Annotated in this window: 20 protein-coding genes; 7 read left to right on the top strand and 13 right to left on the bottom strand. The window is 63.8% G+C overall.

The window, feature by feature from the left end; translation table 11 throughout:
* Nucleotides 1–27: 27 nt before the first annotated feature.
* Nucleotides 28–1,278: an MFS transporter gene (locus AB3X96_RS09670; RefSeq protein ID WP_368589540.1), complete on the top strand. Its 1,251-nt coding sequence runs from the start codon at nt 28–30 to the stop codon at nt 1,276–1,278.
* Here AB3X96_RS09670 and AB3X96_RS09665 read toward each other — a convergent pair.
* A complete protein-coding gene (locus tag AB3X96_RS09665) occupies nt 1,275–1,523 on the bottom strand; it encodes a hypothetical protein (RefSeq protein WP_368589539.1) in 249 nt (82 codons plus the stop codon). The two genes, AB3X96_RS09670 and AB3X96_RS09665, sit on opposite strands and share 4 nt — an antisense overlap.
* A 104-nt stretch (nt 1,524–1,627) precedes the next feature.
* Between AB3X96_RS09665 and AB3X96_RS09660 the strand changes: the two genes are divergently transcribed.
* Nucleotides 1,628–2,332: an SDR family NAD(P)-dependent oxidoreductase gene (locus AB3X96_RS09660; RefSeq protein WP_368589538.1), complete on the top strand. Its 705-nt coding sequence runs from the start codon at nt 1,628–1,630 to the stop codon at nt 2,330–2,332.
* An 85-nt stretch (nt 2,333–2,417) separates the two neighbouring features.
* The gene (locus tag AB3X96_RS09655; protein ID WP_368589537.1) at nt 2,418–3,263 is read left to right on the top strand and encodes a TOBE domain-containing protein; all 846 of its coding nucleotides are present in this window, start codon (nt 2,418–2,420) and stop codon (nt 3,261–3,263) included.
* Between the two features lie 59 nt (nt 3,264–3,322).
* Here the strand turns inward: AB3X96_RS09655 and AB3X96_RS09650 are convergent, their stop codons facing one another.
* The 4 genes from AB3X96_RS09650 to AB3X96_RS09635 form a co-directional block, all read right to left on the bottom strand.
* Nucleotides 3,323–4,033 (bottom strand): sulfate/molybdate ABC transporter ATP-binding protein, encoded by a 711-nt coding sequence (locus AB3X96_RS09650; RefSeq protein WP_368589536.1) that lies wholly within the window; start codon nt 4,031–4,033, stop codon nt 3,323–3,325.
* A gap of 1 nt (nt 4,034) precedes the next feature.
* Nucleotides 4,035–4,709: a molybdate ABC transporter permease subunit gene (gene modB / locus AB3X96_RS09645; protein ID WP_176123321.1), complete on the bottom strand. Its 675-nt coding sequence runs from the start codon at nt 4,707–4,709 to the stop codon at nt 4,035–4,037.
* A gap of 21 nt (nt 4,710–4,730) precedes the next feature.
* Nucleotides 4,731–5,504 carry a molybdate ABC transporter substrate-binding protein gene (gene modA, locus AB3X96_RS09640; protein ID WP_368589535.1) on the bottom strand — a complete coding sequence of 258 codons (774 nt, stop codon included), beginning with the start codon at nt 5,502–5,504 and terminating at the stop codon, nt 4,731–4,733.
* A 189-nt stretch (nt 5,505–5,693) separates the two neighbouring features.
* Entirely contained in the window at nt 5,694–6,395 is a 702-nt protein-coding gene (locus tag AB3X96_RS09635) for a phosphatase PAP2 family protein (RefSeq protein ID WP_368589534.1), read from the bottom strand.
* Between the two features lie 359 nt (nt 6,396–6,754).
* Here AB3X96_RS09635 and AB3X96_RS09630 point away from each other — a divergent pair, with 359 nt between their 5' ends.
* Nucleotides 6,755–7,933, top strand: a complete 1,179-nt coding sequence (locus AB3X96_RS09630) for a PHB depolymerase family esterase (protein WP_368589533.1) — start codon at nt 6,755–6,757, stop codon at nt 7,931–7,933.
* Nucleotides 7,934–8,042: 109 nt separating this feature from the next.
* Complete coding sequence (locus tag AB3X96_RS09625; protein WP_176107213.1) at nt 8,043–8,225, top strand: DUF3563 family protein; 183 nt, start codon at nt 8,043–8,045, stop codon at nt 8,223–8,225.
* Here the strand turns inward: AB3X96_RS09625 and AB3X96_RS09620 are convergent.
* From AB3X96_RS09620 to AB3X96_RS09590, 7 genes are all read right to left on the bottom strand, one after another.
* A complete protein-coding gene (locus AB3X96_RS09620) occupies nt 8,222–8,680 on the bottom strand; it encodes a TspO/MBR family protein (RefSeq protein WP_368589532.1) in 459 nt (152 codons plus the stop codon). The two genes, AB3X96_RS09625 and AB3X96_RS09620, sit on opposite strands and share 4 nt — an antisense overlap.
* Before the next feature lie 44 nt (nt 8,681–8,724).
* Complete coding sequence (locus AB3X96_RS09615; RefSeq protein ID WP_368589531.1) at nt 8,725–10,224, bottom strand: deoxyribodipyrimidine photo-lyase; 1,500 nt, start codon at nt 10,222–10,224, stop codon at nt 8,725–8,727.
* 185 nt (nt 10,225–10,409) lie between these two features.
* Nucleotides 10,410–10,829: an organic hydroperoxide resistance protein gene (locus AB3X96_RS09610; protein WP_368589530.1), complete on the bottom strand. Its 420-nt coding sequence runs from the start codon at nt 10,827–10,829 to the stop codon at nt 10,410–10,412.
* A 171-nt stretch (nt 10,830–11,000) separates the two neighbouring features.
* On the bottom strand, nt 11,001–11,453 hold the full coding sequence (locus tag AB3X96_RS09605) for a MarR family winged helix-turn-helix transcriptional regulator (RefSeq protein WP_176367595.1): 453 nt from the start codon (nt 11,451–11,453) through the stop codon (nt 11,001–11,003).
* 174 nt (nt 11,454–11,627) lie between these two features.
* Nucleotides 11,628–12,434: a BPSS1780 family membrane protein gene (locus AB3X96_RS09600; protein WP_176107218.1), complete on the bottom strand. Its 807-nt coding sequence runs from the start codon at nt 12,432–12,434 to the stop codon at nt 11,628–11,630.
* Complete coding sequence (locus AB3X96_RS09595) at nt 12,425–13,420, bottom strand: homoserine kinase (protein ID WP_368589529.1); 996 nt, start codon at nt 13,418–13,420, stop codon at nt 12,425–12,427. Before AB3X96_RS09595 ends, AB3X96_RS09600 begins: the two co-directional genes overlap by 10 nt.
* Before the next feature lie 214 nt (nt 13,421–13,634).
* Entirely contained in the window at nt 13,635–13,976 is a 342-nt protein-coding gene (locus tag AB3X96_RS09590; RefSeq protein ID WP_246392159.1) for a hypothetical protein, read from the bottom strand.
* A gap of 248 nt (nt 13,977–14,224) precedes the next feature.
* Here AB3X96_RS09590 and AB3X96_RS09585 point away from each other — a divergent pair, with 248 nt between their 5' ends.
* On the top strand, nt 14,225–15,751 hold the full coding sequence (locus tag AB3X96_RS09585) for an AMP nucleosidase (RefSeq protein ID WP_176110515.1): 1,527 nt from the start codon (nt 14,225–14,227) through the stop codon (nt 15,749–15,751).
* Between the two features lie 262 nt (nt 15,752–16,013).
* Here AB3X96_RS09585 and AB3X96_RS09580 read toward each other — a convergent pair whose 3' ends face one another.
* Entirely contained in the window at nt 16,014–16,757 is a 744-nt protein-coding gene (locus AB3X96_RS09580; protein WP_368584119.1) for a TIGR00730 family Rossman fold protein, read from the bottom strand.
* 1 nt (nt 16,758) lies between these two features.
* Between AB3X96_RS09580 and polA the strand changes: the two genes are divergently transcribed.
* Nucleotides 16,759–19,500: a DNA polymerase I gene (gene polA / locus AB3X96_RS09575; protein ID WP_368589528.1), complete on the top strand. Its 2,742-nt coding sequence runs from the start codon at nt 16,759–16,761 to the stop codon at nt 19,498–19,500.
* Nucleotides 19,501–19,528: the final 28 nt, after the last annotated feature.

Here is a 19,528-nt window from a genome sequence, read left to right as displayed (position 1 = left end):
AACCGGGGCACAACGGGGGCATAAGAAGTGACAGCGTTCGCGCAGCAGCAGGATCGAGGTTCGATCGCGACGTGGGCACTAGCCACCGCGCAACTCGTTTCGTGGGGAGCGATCTACTACGCGTTCTCGCTCTTTGTCGTACCGATGGAACATGCGCTCGGTTGGAGCCGGACATCGACCAACGCGGCGCTGTCTGTCGGGTTGCTCGTGTCCGGGCTGGCTGCGTATCCGGTCGGCACGTGGATCGACCGCGGTCGCGGCCGGGCCGTCATGGTGGGGGGATCGCTGCTCGCATCCGCAATGCTCGTGATGTGGTCGCAGGCAAACAGCCTGGCGATGCTATTCGTCGCATGGGTGGGCCTCGGCATCTCGATGGCGGCCACGCTGTACGACCCGGTTTTCGCAGTGATCACGCGAAATTATCCGGGCAGCTTCCGCACGAAGATCACGCTGATAACCCTTGTCGCTGGATTCGCGAGCACCGCATTCATTCCGCTCACGCAGTTGCTCATCAATCTGCTGGGGTGGCGTCACGCGCTGCTCGCGCTAGCGGCGATCAATCTTTGCGTATGCCTACCCATTCACGCACTGGCGATCCGCGGAAACGACGCGCGCCATGCTGCCGCGGTCGACAAGGGCGCGGTCAAGGCGGTGAACGCCGCGTCCACCCGGCGCGCGCTACGCTCACCGGTGTTCTGGGCGCTCGCGGTGTGCTTTACCGCCTACTACGTCACGTTCGCGGCGTTGACCTTTCACCTTGTTCCGCTGATGGCCGAGCGTCATGTCCAACAGTCCACCATCCTGTTGACGATGGCGCTCATCGGGCCGGCTCAGGTTCTCGCGCGTGTTCTGTGGTTCGCATTTGGACGCAACGTCTCTCCGAAGATCGTCGGCTTGGTCATCATGACCGCTTTTCCGGTGTCGGTGGTGATCCTGCTGATTGCCGGGGCATCGCCCGTGCTGCTGATCGTTTTCGCGCTGATCTACGGCGGAGCGAACGGCATGATGACCATCCTGCGTGGAACGATTGTGCAGGACGTAATGTGGGTCGAAGGATTTGGCGCGATCAACGGGCTGCTTTCTACGCCGTCCAATATTGCAAAGGGCGTCGCGCCGATTTCAGCCGCGATGATCTGGACAATCGGGCAGAGCTATTTTTCAGTGGAGTGGGCTGTGCTGTTGGTGTCACTGGTTTCTCTGGCGGCGTTTGGCGTGGCAATGGCTTGCGCGCGTCGAACCAATATTTCCGTGAATCCGGTGACGGAGCGGGCCGGCTAGTCCTTACCCCACCGCCAGCGCGGCGGCTCGCCCTTCAGCCAGCACACGACCGTGAGGGCCGCGGTTAATAGCGCGACCAGCAACGCGAACGTGAGCGGATGCCCCACGGGTTGAACCCGGAAAACGACCACTCCGAGCAACACGAAATACGCGAGCAGCGTCACCCATCCTTGCCAGCGCACGGGAAAGCCCCAGCCCCAGCCATAGCGTTTGGCCGGGAACCAGTATTCACGAGAAGGCGACATCGCGCGGTCTCCTGATTTGGGCGCTTGTTCATTGTCGACGATTTCGCGCGTGACTATATTTCGTTGACCGGTCTCAACCCGAGTCCATCGACAGGAAACGCTCCATGCAACCCGCAACCCAGCAAAAAACCGTGCTTCTGATCGGTGCTTCGCGCGGCCTCGGCTTCGCGATGGTCGAGGAGTATCTGAAGCGCGGCTGGCGAGTCATCGCCACCGGCAGGCAAAACTCTACGACCAGGCTCCTTCAGCTTGCGAAGGCGTCACATGCAGCACTCGAAGTCGAGACGGTCGACATCACGATTCCCGAACAGGTCGCCGCGCTGCGCGGCCGCCTCGAAGGTCGCCCGATCGACATGCTGTTCGTGAATGCCGGCGTCAAGAACGACGATCGTGAAACGATCGCGGATGTATCGACCGACGAATTCGTGCGCGTGCTGGTGACAAACGCATTGAGTCCGATGCGGGTCGTCGAGGCGCTGCAGGATCTCGTCCGGCCGAGCGGCACGATCGGCGTGATGTCGTCGGGGCAGGGCAGCGTCGCCAACAACGAGAACGGCAACTACGAGGTCTATCGCGGCAGCAAGGCCGCGCTGAATATGTTCATGCGCAGTTTTGCCGCGCGTCATCGAAGCGACACCAAAACCTTGCTGCTGATGGCGCCCGGCTGGGTGCGAACCGATCTGGGCGGGCCGGACGCGCGTCTGAGCATCGAAGAAAGCATCCCGAACCTGGTCAGCACGATCGACGCTTACCAAGGCCGCGCCGGTTTACATTACCTCGACTACCTCGGCAGAGTCGTGCCGTGGTGATCGGCAAGCGCAGCGCCGAGCGGCGCAAGAGCGCGTCGCTATAATGATTTTCCGCCCTACCACGTACTTTCGACCGCTGTCCGCCATGACCACCGACCGCCCCGATCCTCCGCGCGACGCCCTCGAACTCGCCGGCTCCGTCTGGTTTCAAGCCGGCACCCAGACGCTCGGCGGCGCCGCCCGTATCGCGCTACTCGCGGCGATCGGCGAGACCGGCTCGATCACGAGCGCGGCGAAGGCGGTCGGCATCAGCTACAAAGGTGCGTGGGATGCCGTCGATACGATGAACAACCTCGCCGGCGAGCCGCTCGTCGTGCGTCTGACCGGTGGCAAGGGCGGCGGCGGCACGACGCTGACGCCGCGCGCGGTGAAACTGATCGACACGTTTCGCGCGGTCGAGCGCGAGCATCGGCGCTTTCTCGAACGCGCCGGCGCGGCGATCGGCGAGGGCTTCGCGACGGACTGGGACCTGATCGGCCGCATCGGCGTGAAGACGAGCGCGCGCAATCAGTTCTACGGCACGGTGTCGGCGATCGAGCGCGGCACCGTCAACGACGAAGTGTCGCTCGCGCTGCCCGGCGGCCACACGATCGTCGCCGTGCTCACGCACGAGAGCACCGAAGCGCTCGGGCTCGCGGTCGGCGTGGCGGCGTTTGCGCTGGTCAAGGCGTCGTGGGTCGTGCTGCTCGTAGCGGGTGACGGCGATGGCGATGCGCCGTTGAAGTTATCGGCGCGCAATCAGTTGCGCGGCACCGTGCAGAGCGTGAAGCGTGGTGCGGTCAACGCGGAAGTGTCGCTCGGGCTCGAAGGCGGCGCGGTGATCACCGCGATCGTCACCAATGGCAGCGTCGACACGCTCGGTTTGCAGGAGGGCGCGAGCGCGGTCGCGGTGTTCAAGGCGTCGAGCGTGATACTCGGCGTGAAGGATTGAGGGTTGCCGGGGCGTAGTGGAGGCGCAAGCCAGGCCGCAAAGGACGCCAAGCCACCCGCTCAACGAGATGACGCCTCGCTGCGCGCATACCCGGTAAAAGGATGATCTTCGCGGCCCCGGCCGTCGCTGATCTGCACGACCTGATCGCCGAATGCGGCAACGTCGTCGGGATCGTGCGTGATCAGCACCATCGGAATATCGAGCCGCGTTTGCAAGTCCGATAGCTCGCGCCGCATGCGCTGGCGCAACTGGCTATCCAGCGCGGAAAACGGCTCGTCGAGCAGAAGCAGGCGCGGCTGCGAAACCAGCGCGCGCGCGAGCGCGACCCGCTGCTTCTGACCGCCCGACAGTTGCGCGGGATGATTGCCCGCCACGCCCCTCAATTCGAGCGCGTCGAGCCAGTAGTCGACCTCCGAGTGCGCGCCGCGCGCACGCGGATTGAGCCAGCCCCGGTGCAACCCAAAGCCGATGTTCTGCCGCACGTTCAGATGCGGAAACAGCGCGTAGTCCTGAAACAGATAAGCGATCTTGCGCGCCTGCGGCTTCTGATCGATGCCGACCTCGCTATCGAACAAGGTGGTGCCGTGCAGGGTGATGGTCCCTTCATCGGGACGCAGCAAGCCGGCGATCGCCTGCAAGGTCAGGCTCTTACCCGCCCCCGAAGGTCCGAACAGCACGAGCCGCTGCGTGTTCGCGCTGAACGCGATGTCGAGCGTGAAGCGCCGCTCGGCGGTCTCGAAAGTCTTGCGGATGGCGACGTTGAGCGGCATGTCAGCGGGCTCTCAGAAGCGTGTGCTGCGGCACGAGGCGTCCCGCGAGCAGCAGGATCGTCACGCACGCGACCGAGGTCACGAGCACGAGGAAGTTGGCGGTGCTGTCGTCGCCGGCCTGCACCGCCGAATAGACCGCGACCGACAGTGTCTGCGTGCGGCCCGGCAGATTGCCTGCGACCATCAGCGTCGCGCCGAATTCGCCGAGCGCGCGCGCGAACGCGAGCAGGCCGCCGGCGAGGATGCCGCGCGCCGCGAGCGGCAGCGTCACGCGGAAAAACACCGCGCCCTCGCTGATCCCGAGCGTGCGCGCCGCGTGCTCCAACTGCGGATCAACGCCTTCAAAGGCGGCGCGCGCCGACTTCAGCACGAGCGGAAACGCGACCACCGTCGACGCGATCACCGCGCCCTGCCACGTGAAGACGAGCTGGATGTCGAAGCGGTCGAGCCACGCGCCGATCACGCCACGTCGGCCGAGCAGCACGAGCAGGTAGTAGCCGAGCACGGTGGGCGGCAGCACCAGCGGCAGCATCAGCAGCGAATCGATCACGTCGCGCGCGCCGGAGCGCCAGCGCGACAGACCGAGCGCCACCGCGACGCCGAGCACGAGATTGAGCGCGGTGGCCCAGCCCGCGACCTTCAGCGACAGCAGCAGCGGAACCCAGGCCTGTTCCATGAGCGCGTGCTCTCCTGTGAATCAATGCGCCGGCCTGAAGCCGTATTTCCCGAGCACCGCCTGGCCGGCCGGCGACAGCACGAAGTCGATAAATGCCCGAGCGTCGGCCGCGTGATGGCTGCCTTCGACCTGCGCAATCGGATAGGTGATCGGCGTTTGCGTCGGCAGGCTCATCGCGACCTTGACCTTGTCGGGCATGATCGCGGCGTCGGTGCCGAACACGAAACCGGCGTCGACTTCGCCGCGCGCGACGTAATCGAGGCTCTGACGCACGTTCGACGCAAGCACCGCCTTCGCGTTGACCGCGTCCCACACGCCCGCGGCCTGCAGCGCGCCCTGCGTGTAGCGGCCGACCGGCACCGAGGCCGGATCGCCGAATGCGACGCGCTTGACGTTCGCGGTCGTCAGCGCGTTGAGGTTGGCGGGCGCGAGATGACTGTCGGCCGGTACGATCAGCACCAGCGAGTTGGCGGCGAAGTCGCGGCGCGTCGCCGGCACGATCACCTTTTCGGCGGCGGCCTTGTCCATTGCCTTCTGATCGGCGGACGCGAAAACGTCGACAGGCGCGCCTTTGACGATCTGTTGCATCAGCACGTCGGACGCGCCGAAGTTCAGGAGAACCTTGGTGCCTGGATGCTGCTGCTCGAATGCGTCGCCGACCGCCTTGAACGCATTGGTCAGGCTGGCGGCGGCCGAAACCACCAGTTCATCGGCGTGCGCATTCACGCTGACCATGACGGAGGCGGCGGCTGCGACGCACAGCGCGTATTGCTTCAGATGGCGAGAGAGGGTCATGGAGGACCTGAAGTCGGACCAGAACGGGAAGCAGTGGCTTAAAAACTCTATCGTAATATATGCGCGGTTATAGCGGTGGGCGAAACGACCGATTCGGCGTTGCGCTTCACGCATAGCGCGAGCGCAAGCGAAGTGTTACGAAACTGTAAAAGGAAGCTCGAAAACGCGCCGGAAGGGCCGGCGCAGCGTTCAGATGTCCGACCTGCGCATGGGCTCGAGCGTATTGCGCGTTTGCGACAGCGGCGCGGCCGACGGTCGAATGATGCGGGTGGACCGCCATGTTGCGCGGATGAACGGCCGGTCGTGGCCGGACACCTTCAACGCAATATGCGTGACCCAGCGCTGCGTGGGCACGTGCACGCCGTGCATCAAGAATGCGAGCACCATCATGCTGACGGCGACCGGCAGCGCCGATAGCCGGTCCGCTTCCGCATTCCACGCGATCCGCACGAACACGAGCGCGGCAAGCGCGCCGACGAGGCAGCCAGTCACCGCTTCGGACGGCGAATGCGCGCTCAACACGACGCGCGACAAACCCACCGCCAGCCCAGCGGCAAGCCCCGCAAGCACGCCGAGCAGCCGGATGGCGCGGCGCGCGGGCAATAGCATCAAAAATAGCGCGACCGGATAGACGGCCGTGGACAGCATGGAGTGACCGCTGACGCCGGTGAAATCGAACTCGCGCACGCCGACGCCCCAGCCGAGGAAGGCGAGCTTCGTCACGGTCACGACGCCGATCGCCGTACCCAGCAGCGCGAGCCAGCAGGCCGCGAGCCGCCACGAGTAGCCGACCGCCAACCACAGCGCTATGGCGAACGCGAGCGGCAGCGTCAAGCCGGCGCCGCCGAGGCTGGTGATCGAATACCACAGGTGGATCGGTAAATCGGGCATGGGCGAAGCGCGACCGGGTCGCGTGAAATCGGGTTGGTGGAAATCGGCGCGCAGCCGGCATGAAACGCCGATGCGGCCCGGATCGACACGTCGGGAGATCAACCGCCAGTATAGTCGGGTGTCGGGTGAACGGTCTCGCGGCGCGGAGCGCTTTTGCACGCCGAAGTGTGGGCTGCCGAACAGCTATCGACGTAGTTTGACGACAGGCCGCCGGCAAGGTTCGCGGTGGCTGAAATCGGCGCGAAGAGCGTTCCCGGTGTTCAGCAACGCAGGAAGAATGATGTTATTGTGCATTGCACAACTCCTTCTTTCCGCAGTATCTGCGGTCCGCATTTGTCCCTTTAGCGAGGTTATCGCCGATGGCAAAAAGCCTGTCGAAAATCTGGCTGCGCGGTTTCAAGCGCCTGCTCGCGATCCAAACCGAGCACGCGCAAAAAACCGCCAAGCGAGCACAGGCGCGACCGGCTCGCGCCGCTACCGCCAAACCGTCGAGCAAGGCTCATCCACTGAAGCCGACTGCCGCGCTGCGCGCGCCCGCGAAACGCGAAGCGCCGCGCGAGTCGCGCGTGCGTCCACGCGCTGCCGCATGGGCGAGCGGGGCGTGGACGCGCTCGTTCCATTCCGCGCCGGCCGCACCGGGCCGGCTGGTCAATCATCTGCAGTACGGGCTCTATATACCGTCCGGGCACGCGCACGAGGCGATGCCGCTCGTCGTGATGCTGCACGGCTGCACGCAGTCGATCGACGAGTTCGCCGAAGGCACGCGCATGAACCTGCTCGCCGACCGCTACGGCTTCGCGGTCGTCTACCCCGAGCAATCGAAGCACGCGCACTCGCACCGCTGCTGGCATTGGTACGACGCCGGCGACAACGCGGGCGGCGCGGAAGCGCGTGCGGTCGTATCGCTGGTGGATGCGCTGATCGAGCAGCATGGCTTTGACCGCGAGCGTGTGTACCTGGCGGGGATTTCGGCGGGCGCGGGGCTGACGGCGCTGTTGGCCGTCAAGTATCCGCAGCATTTCGCCGCTGTCGCGCTGCATTCCGGCCCTGCCTTCGGCGAGGCCCGCTCCGGCATTACCGCGATGGACGTGATGCGGCGTGGCGCGCGTCGCGAGCCGGTCGAACTCGTCGATGAAACGACGAACGTCGCGCAGTACCCGGGCATGCCGGCATTGATCATCCACGGCGACGCCGACCATGTGGTCGCGCCGGTCAACGCGGACCAGTTGGCGGCACAGTTCGTGCGTCTGAACCGGCTCATCGACGTAAACGGCGCGCGCAAAGCCGGCGAGACGCGCGAAGATCGCAAAAATGGCGTCGTGGTGCGCGATTATCTGCGCGGCGGGCGGCGTGTGGTGCGGGTATGTCGCGTGCAGGGGCTCGGCCACGCATGGGCCGGCGGCGACGATGCGCTGCCGTTTCATTCGTCCAAGGGTCCGGACGCGAGCGCCATGCTGTGGGAGTTTTTCCGGCATCAGCGTCGCACGGACGCGGGTCGCATCGCGGAAGGATTGGCGGCATCGTCGGCCGGTCGGTGACGTCCGAGCAACACCTCGAAAATGAATAGTGGCACGGACTCAGGGTTTTCCCTATAATACGGGTTATCCCTTAGGCGTAAACGCCTAACTATCATTGCCGAGGTGAACCATGTATCTGCTCAGCCGCCTGTTCCTGTTTTTGACCAAGTCGCCTGACCAACTCGCAAAAGAGCGCGCTGACGCTTATCTGGCTGAAGCGACCGATCTCTACGACCTCGAATTCCGTATGCGCAAGCTCGATCAGGAATCGAACGTGCGCGCGCCGTCGTGGATGAGCCAGCACTACGGCTAAGCAGCCGGATTCAGCTGCCACAACGCGTAGTTCAATAGCGCTGCATACGCGACCCACACGACGTACGGCACGAGCAGAACGCCCGCGAGGCGATCGCGCCGCCAGAACACATACGTCAGCATCACGATCAGCAGCAGCAAGATCAAGATGTCGATCAGCGCCATTTCCGGCCGATGCAGGCCGAAAAACAGCCACATCCACGCAGCGTTGAATAGAAGCTGCACAACCCACAGTACGATCGCCGCACTTGGGCCGTCGCGCTTCCACACGCGCCACGCGGAAAACGCCATCAGCACGTAGAGCACGATCCACACCGGCGGGAAAACCCAGTTCGGCAGATTGAACGCGGGTTTTTCCAGGCTCGTGTACCACGCGTCCGGCAGCGACAGACTCGCGGCCCAGCCGGCCGCCAGCGTCAGAATCAGAAACACGAGCAGCGACGGCAGACGGCGCATCTCCATCCCTCCAGATCTTCTTATTCAATGATGTGAGCGGGCACTCACTTTCCGTATCTAGCCAGTGTGCGCTCGCGGGCCTGTGCGTGATCGACGATCGGCTCGGGATAATTCCCGCCTAGCACCACGCCGAACTCCGCGAGCCGCTCCGCGCCCGCCAGCCACGGCGCGTGAATCCATTTTGCCGGCAACCTGGCGAGCTGGGGTAGATATCGTTTGATAAAGCGTCCGTCGGGGTCGAATTTTTCGGATTGCGTGACTGGATTGAAAATGCGGAAGTAGGGCTGCGCGTCGCAGCCGGTCGAGGCGGCCCACTGCCAGCCGCCGTTGTTGGCCGAGAAATCGAAGTCGTTCAGCAGCTCGGCGAAGTAGCGCTCACCGAGCCGCCAGTCAATGCCGAGATCCTTCGCGAGGAAGCTCGCCGTAACCATGCGCAGGCGGTTGTGCATATAGCCGGTCCGGTTCAACTGCAGCATCGCGGCATCGACGAGCGGATAGCCGGTGCGGCCGTCGCACCAGGCGGCGAACGCTGCGTCGGCCGAGGGGCCTTTTTCCCAGCGCAAATGCTCGTATTCCGGTTTGAACGACGCGCCTTTCGCGATGCGCTGATGGTGCGCGAGGACCATGAAGTAGAAGTCCCGCCAGATCAGTTCCGACAACCACGTTGCCGCGCCTTTGCTGTCGGGTTGCAGCGACATCTCGTACGCGAGCCGTGCGAGCGTGCGGATCGATACCGTGCCGAAGCGCAAATGCACCGACAGATAGCTCGGCCCCTTCGTGGCGGGGAAATCGCGCCGCTCCGCGTAGCTATCGATGCGCGTCAGGAAATCACCGAGCAACTGTTGCGCGCCGTTCATTCCGGCGGGTAACTGCAAGTCCGTCAGGTTGCTCGGCGCGAAGCCTAGCTGATCGAGTGTGGGCAACCGACGGTCGAGCTTGCGCGGCAGCGCCGCCAGATGCTTCGCGTAGGTCTCAACCGGGTAGGGCTTCAGGTCGAACGCGCTCAATTGCTTGAGCCACGCGTTCCTGTACGGCGTGAAGACCGTGAACGGCTTGCCCTGGCCGTTCAGCAGCTCGTCGCGCTCGAAAATCGTCTGGTCCTTGAACGTTAGCCACTGCCGGCCCGCATCCTTAAGACGCTCGCCGACTGTCGCGTCGCGTTCGATCGCAACCGGCTCATAGTCGTGATTCGCGAACACCGCATCGACGCGCAACTCCGCCGCGAGTTTCGGCACCAGCCCGGCAGGATCGCCGTATAGCACGACGAGGCCGCCGCCGAGCGCGCGCAACGCGCCGTCGAGCTCAGCCAGTGACGCGAGAATGAAGTCGATGCGGCGATCCCGCACCGGCTCGCCTGGGTGGCGCGTCTGCCAGGCATCGACGATCGGCTGCAGGATCGTCGTGTCGAACACGAACACGCACCAGACGCGCTCGCAATGTTTGAGCGCGTAGTACAGCGCGGCATGATCGGTGCTGCGCAGATCGCGGCGGAACCAGACGAGGCCGGCGTCGAAACTGTCGTGCAGGCGGCGGGCGCGTGTCATCGGAGGGGCAGTCGGGATGAAGGTAGTTCACGACCGGCATCGCACATAGCGTGCCGCACGCGCCAAAATGATCAGCGCCCGTCCCTATTGTGCAGGGTGCGGGCGCTGGTCGCGACGGCGCCGGGTAATGCGCCGTCAGCGGTTCTGCCTGGGCATTGCTGATCGGCGCGACGGCCGACCTGACCTCAAGCGACGTGCAGACGAACCGCCACGTTGTTACGCGTGGCGTTCGAGTACGGGCAGACCTGGTGTGCTGCGTCCACCAGTTCCTTCGCTGCTTGCGCAGCGAGGCCCGGCAGCGAGATATGCAGATCGATGTCGAGCGCGAAGCCGCCCTTGTCGTTCGGGCCGATGCCGACGTCGGCGGAAACCTGTGTGTCGGCCGGCAGGGCCTGCTTGCGCTGGCCGGCGACGAACTTCATGGCGCTCAGGAAACAGGCCGAGTAGCCGGCCGCAAACAGCTGTTCGGGATTCGTGCCCACCGCGCCATTGCCACCGAGCTCACGCGGCGCGGCCAGCTTCACGTCCAATGCATTGTCCGACGATATGGCGCGGCCGTCGCGGCCACCGGTGCTCGTTGCGCTTGCCTTGTAGAGGATGTTCATGGTGCAGCTCCTGGTCTTGGGTGTCGGGGTTGGCATGTTTGCCGCTGGCTGCCGGTTCGCCGGTCTGGCGAAGTGCTAGCGAAGCGGCATGTGAGTAAGATAGTACACAAATAATTTGTGTGCAAATGAATTTTGCGGCGAAGCCGGAACTACTCCGTTTCAGTTATCGCCCTACTGGTCCATGAAGTCGTTGAGCGTCGTGCGCAGGCGTGTGAGGTCGTCGCGCAGACGCAGCAGGAAGTCCGGTGACTGCTGCGTCGCGCAGAGGATCTCGCCGGGCACGTCGCGCGCCTGACGCTTGAGCGCCTTACCCGCGCCCGTCAAGCGAATGTAGACGAGGCGCTCATCGTCAGTGCCGCGCGCGCGCTCGACGAGTCCCTGCGCTTCGAGGCGCTTGAGCAGCGGCGTGACCGTCGCCGGATCGAGATTCAGACGCGTGGCCATGTCCTTGACGGTGACGTCGTCGGTTTCCCACAGCACGAGCATGGCCAGATACTGTGGATACGTGAGTCCGAGTCTTTCGAGCAGCGGCTTGTACGCTTTCGTCATCGCGAGCGAGGTCGAGTAGAGCGCGAAGCACAGTTGCTCGTCGAGCGTGAAGGGGAGAGCGGGGCGCTGGTTCATGATCCACCTCGGCGGAAAAAGGAGCGTGCAAATGGATTGCACGCAAATTATTGTGCCGCAAATCGATTCGGGATGGCGGGCGTCGAGCAGGTGTTTCGACAGAGAGGCCGGGAAGATGCGTGCGGAACGCGCAACGCTCGGGCGCCAGAACGGCACCCGCGCGGGAACGAAGGATCAGGCCGCCGGCGTGGTCGGCAGATCCGGCGTTTGCGGCGTCTGCACGCCGAAGCAGCCGCGATAGGTCGCGTAGAACGAGCAGTACAGCATGGTCGTGACGATCATCGTCGCGGGCATCAGGATCGCGAACGCGAAGTCCGCCGCGCCGAGCGCCTGCATCAGCGCGGACAGCCCGATCGACACGACCGTTGCGACTGCGAACCACAGCGCCGCGAACACGATGAAAGCGCCGCGATTGCGCCAGCAACTGACGACGCTGAAGAACATCGCCTTGACGGGCGGCACGTCGTGCCAGGCGGCGAGGATCGGCGAGAACCAGAACAGCATCGCGACCGGCACATAGAACGCGAGCGCGGTGACCACCGCGAGCGGGATATTGCTGTTGGCGATTGCGTTTTCATCCATCGACGCGTTGCCAAGCATCACTTTCAGCAGCATGCCGCCGTCGGCGAGCGCCGAGCCGGCCAGCACGAGCGCCATTGCGATCACATACAGCGCGCCGAGCACGAGCAGCCGCCGCGCAACCACCGAGCCATACGAATGAAAGCCGTCGACGAGAATGGTCGGAAACACCGGTTTGCCCGCGATCGTGTTGCGGCAAGCGGCCATGAAGCCGACCGCGACACCCGGAATGAACAACAGCGGCAACACGCCGCCGACCAACGGAATCTGCGACACGAGCGTCATCACCAGCAAATAGGTGAAGAACAGCGTCAGGAAGGCGAGGGGATTCTTGCGGAACAGCCAGATGCCCTGGCGGAACCACACGTAGCCGGTTTTCGCGGGGACTTCGATCAGTTGCATGGGGTATGGATGCCTGGATTCGCGACGCCCAGCAGGCGCTCGCGCAGAATGCGTTCGAAATGACCGGGGTCGTGCGGCTTCAGCAGTTCCGCCGCGCGCGGCAAATGAAAATCATACAGGCGCGAGACCCAGAAACGGTATGCACCCGCACGCAGCATGTCGCCCCAGTGATGGTTTTCCTCGACGGTGAACGGCCGCACCGTCTGATACGCGCGCAATAGCGCCTCGGTGCGTTCGGAGTCGAGCTTGCCGGTCGCGAGGTCGACGCACCAGTCGTTGACCGTGACCGCGACGTCGAATAGCCACTTGTCGCAGCCGGCGAAATAGAAATCGAAGAAACCGCCGAGACGCACTTCGTGGCCGGTCTCGGGCGCCGCATGCGCGAACATCGCGTTGTCGCGGAACAGGTCGGCGTGGCACGGACCCGAGGGCATTGCCGCGTAATCGGCGGAGGCGAAGAACGCCTCCTGATGCGCAAGCTCGGACGCCAGCAGATCGCGCTGCTCGCCTTCGAGATACGGCAGGATCGTCGGCACCGTTTCGCGCCACCACGGCAGGCTGCGCAGGTTCGGCTGATAACGCGGATAGTCGCGGCCCGCCAGGTGCATGCGCGCGAGCATGTGGCCAACCTCGGCGCAGTGCTCGACGCCGGGCGCGAGTTCGGGCGCGCCTTCGAGCTTCGTCACGATGGTCGCGGGTTTGCCGAGCAGCATGCCGAACAGCGCGCCGTCGAGGCGCGGCATCGGATCCGGTACCGGCACGCGATGCGCGGCAAGATGACGCATCAGGTCCAGATAGAACGGCAGTTGTTCAGCTGTCAGCTTCTCGAAAATGGTCAGCACGTATTCGCCGTGCGATGTCGTCAGAAAGAAGTTGCTGTTTTCAATGCCGGACGAAATGCCGCGAAACTCGACGACATCGCCGAGATCGTAGTGACTCATCCATTCTGCGAGTTGGGATTCGTTGACAGCGGTGAAGACGGCCATGCGGAAACGTCGGATCAGGTTGTTGGGGCTGGCGCGGTGCGGCCAGTGCGAGGTGAGACAAGCGAATGGGGTGCAGCGGGCGACGAATGCGGACCGGCGAAGTGTACGCGTCGCCGCATTCAGCGCAAGTTCATCGCGCAGCGGCCGCGATCGGGTGGAACCGGGGCACGACCGCGCGGCGGCCGCCGTTGCCGGCGTGCCGCTTTCGTAACGTTCAGTAGTGGAGATTCACCGACGGCAGGCGCGTGCTGGGCTTGCCGCTGTCGTGGACGGTGGGCGACGTGTCGGGCGACGCGCTCATCTGGTAGCGGGTACCGAAATTCGATTGCACGTTGATTTCGACCGGCTTGCCCTTGTCGCGGAATTCAGTGATTTCGGTGCCGTTCGGGCTGACTTCGTGAAAACTCGGCGTGCGCGGAACGTTGTTGATGTCGACCTTCGAGCTGACCTCTGCGGCTGGACGATTGATCTTGGCGAGATCCGGCAGACCGGCCCGTTCGTTGGCGGACTGGGGCACGCCGGCGGGCGGCGGTTCGTCGACGGGCTGGGCAGCCATCGCGGCGTTGCCGAAGGCGAGAGCCAGCGCAACAGCGATGGGAAGGAGCGGCTTCATGGTGATTCTCCAATTGGGTGCCCGGATTCTAGCAAATCCGGCCTGGCGTACGGGCGCTAAGCCTTATTTTGCGCCGCTTTCGCACAACATGCGCGCGTTCTCGCCAGCGCTGTTGCAAGCGTCGCCGCCGACATTTGGCAACAGCGGGTTCCGTGGTAATGTCGTCTCATCAAAAAGGGTGAACGATGATGATGAACAACGATATCAATCAGCGCACGGTGCAGACTCCCGCCAGCAGCTTCCCGACCGAGGGTTTCGACGACGCGGCCGAAGCCGTCACCCGCCTCGCCGCGATCTACGAGGCGAACACGTCATTCCTGCGCGATGCGTTCGCGCGCTATCGCCGCAACGAGCAGTTCGATCATCGCGTGCGCGCGTGCTATCCGTTCGTGCGCGTGCGTACCGAGGTCAACACGCACATCGATTCGCGCCGCTCGTACGGGTTCGTCGCGGGGCCGGGCGTGTTCGAGACGACCGTCACGCGGCCCGACCTGTTCGGCAACTACTATCGCGAGCAACTGCGGCTGCTGGCGAAGAACCATCACGTGCAGATCGAGGTCGGCGTGTCGGACCAGCCGATTCCGATTCATTTCGCATTCGCCGAGGGCATCCACCTCGAAGGCGATCTGGACCGCGAGCGCCTGTTCCTGATGCGCGACATCTTCGATACGCCGGATCTCGCGCTGCTCGACGACCGCATCGTCAACGGCACGTACGAGCCGCTGCCGGGCGAGCCGCATCCGCTCGCATTGTTCACGGCGGCGCGCGTCGATTTTTCGCTGCATCGGCTGAAGCACTACACGGCGACCTCGCCGACGCATGTGCAGAACTACGTGCTGTACACGAACTACCAGTTCTATATCGACGAATTCGTAAAGCTCGGCCGCGCCATGATGGCCCGTACCGACGACGCGGAGTTGCGCGCCTATCGCAGCGAATACACGTCGTTCGTCGAGCCCGGCGACGTCGTCACCTACAACGAGAATCTCGGCGAGCAGGCGCAGGAGGGCACGCCGCCGCCGCGTTTGCCGCAGATGCCCGCGTATCACCTGAAACGCGCGGACGGCAGTGGCATCACGATGGTCAACATCGGGGTCGGGCCGTCGAATGCGAAGACCATCACCGATCACATCGCGGTGCTGCGCCCGCATGCGTGGATCATGCTCGGCCACTGCGCGGGGCTGCGCAACACCCAGCGTCTCGGCGACTACGTGCTCGCGCACGGCTATGTGCGCGAAGACCATGTGCTCGATGCCGATCTGCCGTTGTGGGTACCGATCCCGGCGCTCGCCGAAGTGCAGGTCGCGCTCGAACGCGCGGTCGCGCAGGTCACGCAACTCGATGGCGTCGAACTGAAGCGCGTGATGCGCACGGGCACCGTGGCGAGCGTCGACAATCGTAACTGGGAGCTGCGCGATCATCGCGAGCCGGTCCAGCGGCTGTCGCAGAGCCGCGCGATCGCGCTCGATATGGAAAGCGCGACGATCGCGGCGAACGGCTTTCGCTTCCGCGTGCCTTACGGCACGCTGCTGTGCGTGTCGGACAAGCCGCTGCACGGCGAGTTGAAGTTGCCGGGCATGGCCGATCAGTTCTATCGCGCGCAGGTCGATCAGCATCTGCAGATCGGCGTGAAGGCGATGGAACTGCTGCGCATGAACGGGCTGCATCGGTTGCATAGCCGCAAGCTGCGGAGTTTCGCGGAAGTCGCGTTTCAGTGACTCAGGCCGAGGTGCTGATAACAGCCGAGAGGAGGGTAGTCTTCCTTATCAATCGGTTTCGTTAGGTGTCGAGGTGACGAGTCCCGATCACCACCAGCGAAGGTCAGGCCGCAATGCGTTCGACGCTAATCTGCCCAGCTTGTACTCGAAGCTCGCTGCAAAACGAAAGCGGGCAGCCCGAGGGCTGCCCGCCATGTGCGCGACCTGATGTGTGCGCAGTGCATCGTGCTCCGCGTAATGCGAGGCGCGCAGTGTCATGCGATCACAGGTAGAACATCCGGTCTTCGTCCGACTTGACCGGATGCGCTTCGCCTTCCTCGCGGTCTTCGTAGAACTTGAGCACCGCTTCGAGCACCTGGTCCGGATTGTCGATCACCTGCATCAGATCGATATCGGTCGGATTGATCAAACCCATCGGGATCAGCGAGCTCTTGAACCACGCGAGCAGACCCTCCCAGAACTCGCCGCCTACCAGAATGATCGGCACGTGGCGCGACTTCTTGGTCTGGATCAGCGTGAGCACTTCGGCCAGTTCGTCGAGCGTGCCGAAGCCGCCGGGCATCACGATCACCGCATCCGAATTCTTCACGAACGTGACCTTGCGCGTGAAGAAGTGGCGGAAGCGCAACGAGATGTCCTGCCACTGGTTGCCCGACTGCTCGTGCGGCAACTCGATGTTCAGACCGACCGAGGGAGCCTTGCCCGCATGCGCGCCCTTGTTGGCCGCTTCCATAATGCCGGGGCCGCCGCCGGAGATCACCGCGAAGCCGGCATCCGACAATTTGCGTGCGATCTGCGTGGCGAGTTTGTAGTACGGCGAGTTCGGTTTCAGGCGCGCCGAACCGTAGATGCTGACCGCCGGGCGAATCTCCGACAGGTACTCGGTCGCCTCGATAAACTCTGCCATAATCGTGAACATTTGCCACGATGCGCGGGCTTTTTTGGCCGTTGCGCGCTCTTGATCTGCGAGCGATCGCAGACTCGGAATCACTTTTCTCTTAGTCATAATGCCTGAAGAACGAAGCCTTGAAGGTAAGACCCTGCTGTTGGTCGACGGTTCGAGTTATCTGTACCGGGCCTACCATGCGATGCCTGATCTACGCGGCCCCGAGGGTGGCCCGACGGGTGCGCTCTACGGGATGATCAACATGCTGCGGCGCATGCGCAAGGAAGTCACAGCAGAGTATAGCGCGTGCGTGTTCGACGCCAAGGGCAAAACGTTTCGCGACGACTGGTATCCGGAGTACAAGGCGAACCGTCCATCGATGCCGGAAGATCTTGCCCGTCAGATCGAGCCGATTCACGTCGCGGTGCGTGCGCTCGGCTGGCCGCTGCTGATGATCGATCGTGTCGAAGCGGACGACGTGATCGGCACGCTGTGCACCGAGGCGGAAAAGCTCGGCATGAACGTGGTCGTGTCGACCGGTGATAAAGACCTCGCGCAGCTCGTGTCGAACCGCGTCACGCTCGTCAATACGATGACCAACGAAACGCTCGACCGCGACGGCGTGGTCGCGAAGTTCGGTGTGCCGCCGGAGCGCATCATCGACTATCTGTCGCTGATCGGCGATACCGTCGACAACGTGCCGGGCGTCGAGAAATGCGGTCCGAAAACCGCGGTCAAATGGCTGACGCAGTATGAGTCGCTGGATGGCATCGTCGAGCATGCGAGCGAGATCAAGGGCGCGGTCGGCGATAATCTGCGCCGCGCGTTGGACTTCTTGCCGATGGCGCGCAAGCTCGTCACAGTCGAGCGTCATTGCGATCTGACCGGGCACATCGTGTCGATCGAAGAAAGCTTGCCGAGCCTGCCCGAGTCGCGCGAAGAGTTGCGAGATTTGTTCACGCGCCACGGCTTCAGGACGTGGCTGCGCGAAGTCGAGATTGCCGACGCGGTCGAAGGTCCGGAAACCGACGTGCCGCCCGCGTTGTCCGTCGATCACGAGCGCCACTACGAGACCGTGCAAACATGGGAGCAGCTCGACGCGTGGCTGGACAAGATCAATGCGGCCGAAATGACTTCGTTCGATTCCGAAACCACGTCGCTCGACCCGATGGTTGCGCGGATCGTCGGCTTGTCGCTGTCGGTGGAAGCAGGCCGCGCCGCGTATGTGCCGCTCGCGCATCGCGGCCCCGACGCGCCGGTGCAGCTGCCGCTCGACGAAGTGCTCGCGAAGCTCAAGCCGTGGCTCGAAAGCGCGGACCACAAGAAGGTCGGCCAGCATCTGAAGTACGACGAACAGGTGCTCGCGAATTACGGCATCGAAATGCGCGGCGTCGAGCATGACACGCTGCTCGAATCGTACGTGCTCGAATCGCATCGCACGCACGACATGGACAGCCTCGCGCTGCGTCATCTCGGCGTGAAGACGATCAAGTACGAAGATGTCGCGGGCAAGGGCGCGCAGCAGATCGGCTTCGACGAAGTCGCACTCGAAAAAGCCGCCGAATATGCGGCCGAAGACGCAGACATCACGCTGCGTTTGCATCAGGCCTTGTATCCGCAAATCGCCGCGGAGAAGTCGCTCGACCACGTGTATCGCGAGATCGAAGTACCGACTTCGCGCGTGCTGCGCAAGATGGAGCGCACCGGCGTGCTGATCGACGCGGAGAAGCTGCGTCAGCAGAGCAGCGAGATCGCCACGCGTCTGATCGAGCTCGAAGGCAAGGCGTACGAACTGGCCGGCGGTGAATTCAACCTCGGCTCGCCGAAGCAGATCGGGCAGATTTTCTTCGAGAAGCTCGAACTGCCGGTCATCAAGAAGACGCCGAGCGGCGCGCCGTCCACCGACGAAGAAGTGCTCCAGAAGCTCGCTGAAGACTACCCGCTGCCGAAGATCCTGCTCGAGCATCGCGGCTTGTCGAAGCTGAAGTCGACCTATACCGACAAGCTGCCGCGCATGGTCAATCCGCAAACCGGCCGCGTGCATACGAATTACGCGCAGGCCGTCGCGGTGACGGGGCGGCTCGCGTCGAACGATCCGAACCTCCAGAACATTCCGGTGCGTACCGGCGAAGGCCGGCGCATCCGCGAAGCGTTCATCGCGCCGCCGGGTCACAAGCTCGTATCCGCCGATTACTCGCAGATCGAATTGCGCATCATGGCGCACATCTCCGGCGACGAATCGCTGATGCGCGCGTTCTCGCAGGGCGAAGACATTCACCGCGCCACGGCATCGGAAATCTTCAACGTGACGCCGCTCGAAGTGTCGAGCGATCAGCGGCGCGTCGCGAAGGTCATCAACTTTGGTCTCATCTACGGCATGAGCGCGTTCGGCCTCGCGTCGAATCTCGGCATCACGCGCGATGCGGCGAAGATGTATATCGATCGCTATTTCGCGCGCTATCCCGGTGTCGCTCGCTATATGGACGAGACGCGCTTGAGCGCGAAGGCGAAGGGCTACGTCGAAACGGTGTTCGGCCGCCGTCTGTGGCTGCCCGAGATCAACGGCGGCAACGGTCCGCGCCGCCAGGCCGCGGAGCGGGCCGCGATCAACGCGCCGATGCAGGGCACCGCTGCCGACCTGATCAAGATGTCGATGATCGCCGTGCAGAACTGGATCGAAGACTCGAAGATCGGCACGCGCATGATCATGCAGGTGCACGACGAACTGATTCTCGAAGTGCCCGACGCCGAGTTGTCCGAAGTCCGCAAGCGTCTGCCAGAACTGATGTGCGGCGTCGCCGCGCTGAAGGTGCCGCTGGTCGCCGAAGTTGGCGCGGGGCTGAACTGGGAGGAGGCGCATTGACATGCCCGTGACACCCGCACGATAACGT

The organism is Paraburkholderia sp. BR13439, assembly GCF_040948805.1.
Taxonomy (GTDB): Bacteria; Pseudomonadota; Gammaproteobacteria; order Burkholderiales; family Burkholderiaceae; genus Paraburkholderia; species Paraburkholderia youngii.
This window is presented reverse-complemented; position numbering and strand designations above follow the sequence as displayed.

What these genes read in the sequence shown, in the direction of transcription:
- AB3X96_RS09585 (WP_176110515.1), top strand. Translation starts at nt 14,225, where the DNA reads ATGAACAACGATATCAATCAGCGCACGGTGCAGACTCCCGCCAGCAGC.
- AB3X96_RS09620 (WP_368589532.1), bottom strand. Translation starts at nt 8,680, where the DNA reads ATGCGCCGTCTGCCGTCGCTGCTCGTGTTTCTGATTCTGACGCTGGCG.
- AB3X96_RS09595 (WP_368589529.1), bottom strand. Translation starts at nt 13,420, where the DNA reads ATGGCCGTCTTCACCGCTGTCAACGAATCCCAACTCGCAGAATGGATG.
- AB3X96_RS09625 (WP_176107213.1), top strand. Translation starts at nt 8,043, where the DNA reads ATGTATCTGCTCAGCCGCCTGTTCCTGTTTTTGACCAAGTCGCCTGAC.
- AB3X96_RS09580 (WP_368584119.1), bottom strand. Translation starts at nt 16,757, where the DNA reads ATGACTAAGAGAAAAGTGATTCCGAGTCTGCGATCGCTCGCAGATCAA.
- AB3X96_RS09605 (WP_176367595.1), bottom strand. Translation starts at nt 11,453, where the DNA reads ATGAACCAGCGCCCCGCTCTCCCCTTCACGCTCGACGAGCAACTGTGC.
- AB3X96_RS09655 (WP_368589537.1), top strand. Translation starts at nt 2,418, where the DNA reads ATGACCACCGACCGCCCCGATCCTCCGCGCGACGCCCTCGAACTCGCC.
- modA (WP_368589535.1), bottom strand. Translation starts at nt 5,504, where the DNA reads ATGACCCTCTCTCGCCATCTGAAGCAATACGCGCTGTGCGTCGCAGCC.
- polA (WP_368589528.1), top strand. Translation starts at nt 16,759, where the DNA reads ATGCCTGAAGAACGAAGCCTTGAAGGTAAGACCCTGCTGTTGGTCGAC.
- modB (WP_176123321.1), bottom strand. Translation starts at nt 4,709, where the DNA reads ATGGAACAGGCCTGGGTTCCGCTGCTGCTGTCGCTGAAGGTCGCGGGC.
- AB3X96_RS09660 (WP_368589538.1), top strand. Translation starts at nt 1,628, where the DNA reads ATGCAACCCGCAACCCAGCAAAAAACCGTGCTTCTGATCGGTGCTTCG.
- AB3X96_RS09665 (WP_368589539.1), bottom strand. Translation starts at nt 1,523, where the DNA reads ATGTCGCCTTCTCGTGAATACTGGTTCCCGGCCAAACGCTATGGCTGG.
- AB3X96_RS09610 (WP_368589530.1), bottom strand. Translation starts at nt 10,829, where the DNA reads ATGAACATCCTCTACAAGGCAAGCGCAACGAGCACCGGTGGCCGCGAC.
- AB3X96_RS09650 (WP_368589536.1), bottom strand. Translation starts at nt 4,033, where the DNA reads ATGCCGCTCAACGTCGCCATCCGCAAGACTTTCGAGACCGCCGAGCGG.
- AB3X96_RS09630 (WP_368589533.1), top strand. Translation starts at nt 6,755, where the DNA reads ATGGCAAAAAGCCTGTCGAAAATCTGGCTGCGCGGTTTCAAGCGCCTG.
- AB3X96_RS09600 (WP_176107218.1), bottom strand. Translation starts at nt 12,434, where the DNA reads ATGCAACTGATCGAAGTCCCCGCGAAAACCGGCTACGTGTGGTTCCGC.
- AB3X96_RS09590 (WP_246392159.1), bottom strand. Translation starts at nt 13,976, where the DNA reads ATGGCTGCCCAGCCCGTCGACGAACCGCCGCCCGCCGGCGTGCCCCAG.
- AB3X96_RS09635 (WP_368589534.1), bottom strand. Translation starts at nt 6,395, where the DNA reads ATGCCCGATTTACCGATCCACCTGTGGTATTCGATCACCAGCCTCGGC.
- AB3X96_RS09615 (WP_368589531.1), bottom strand. Translation starts at nt 10,224, where the DNA reads ATGACACGCGCCCGCCGCCTGCACGACAGTTTCGACGCCGGCCTCGTC.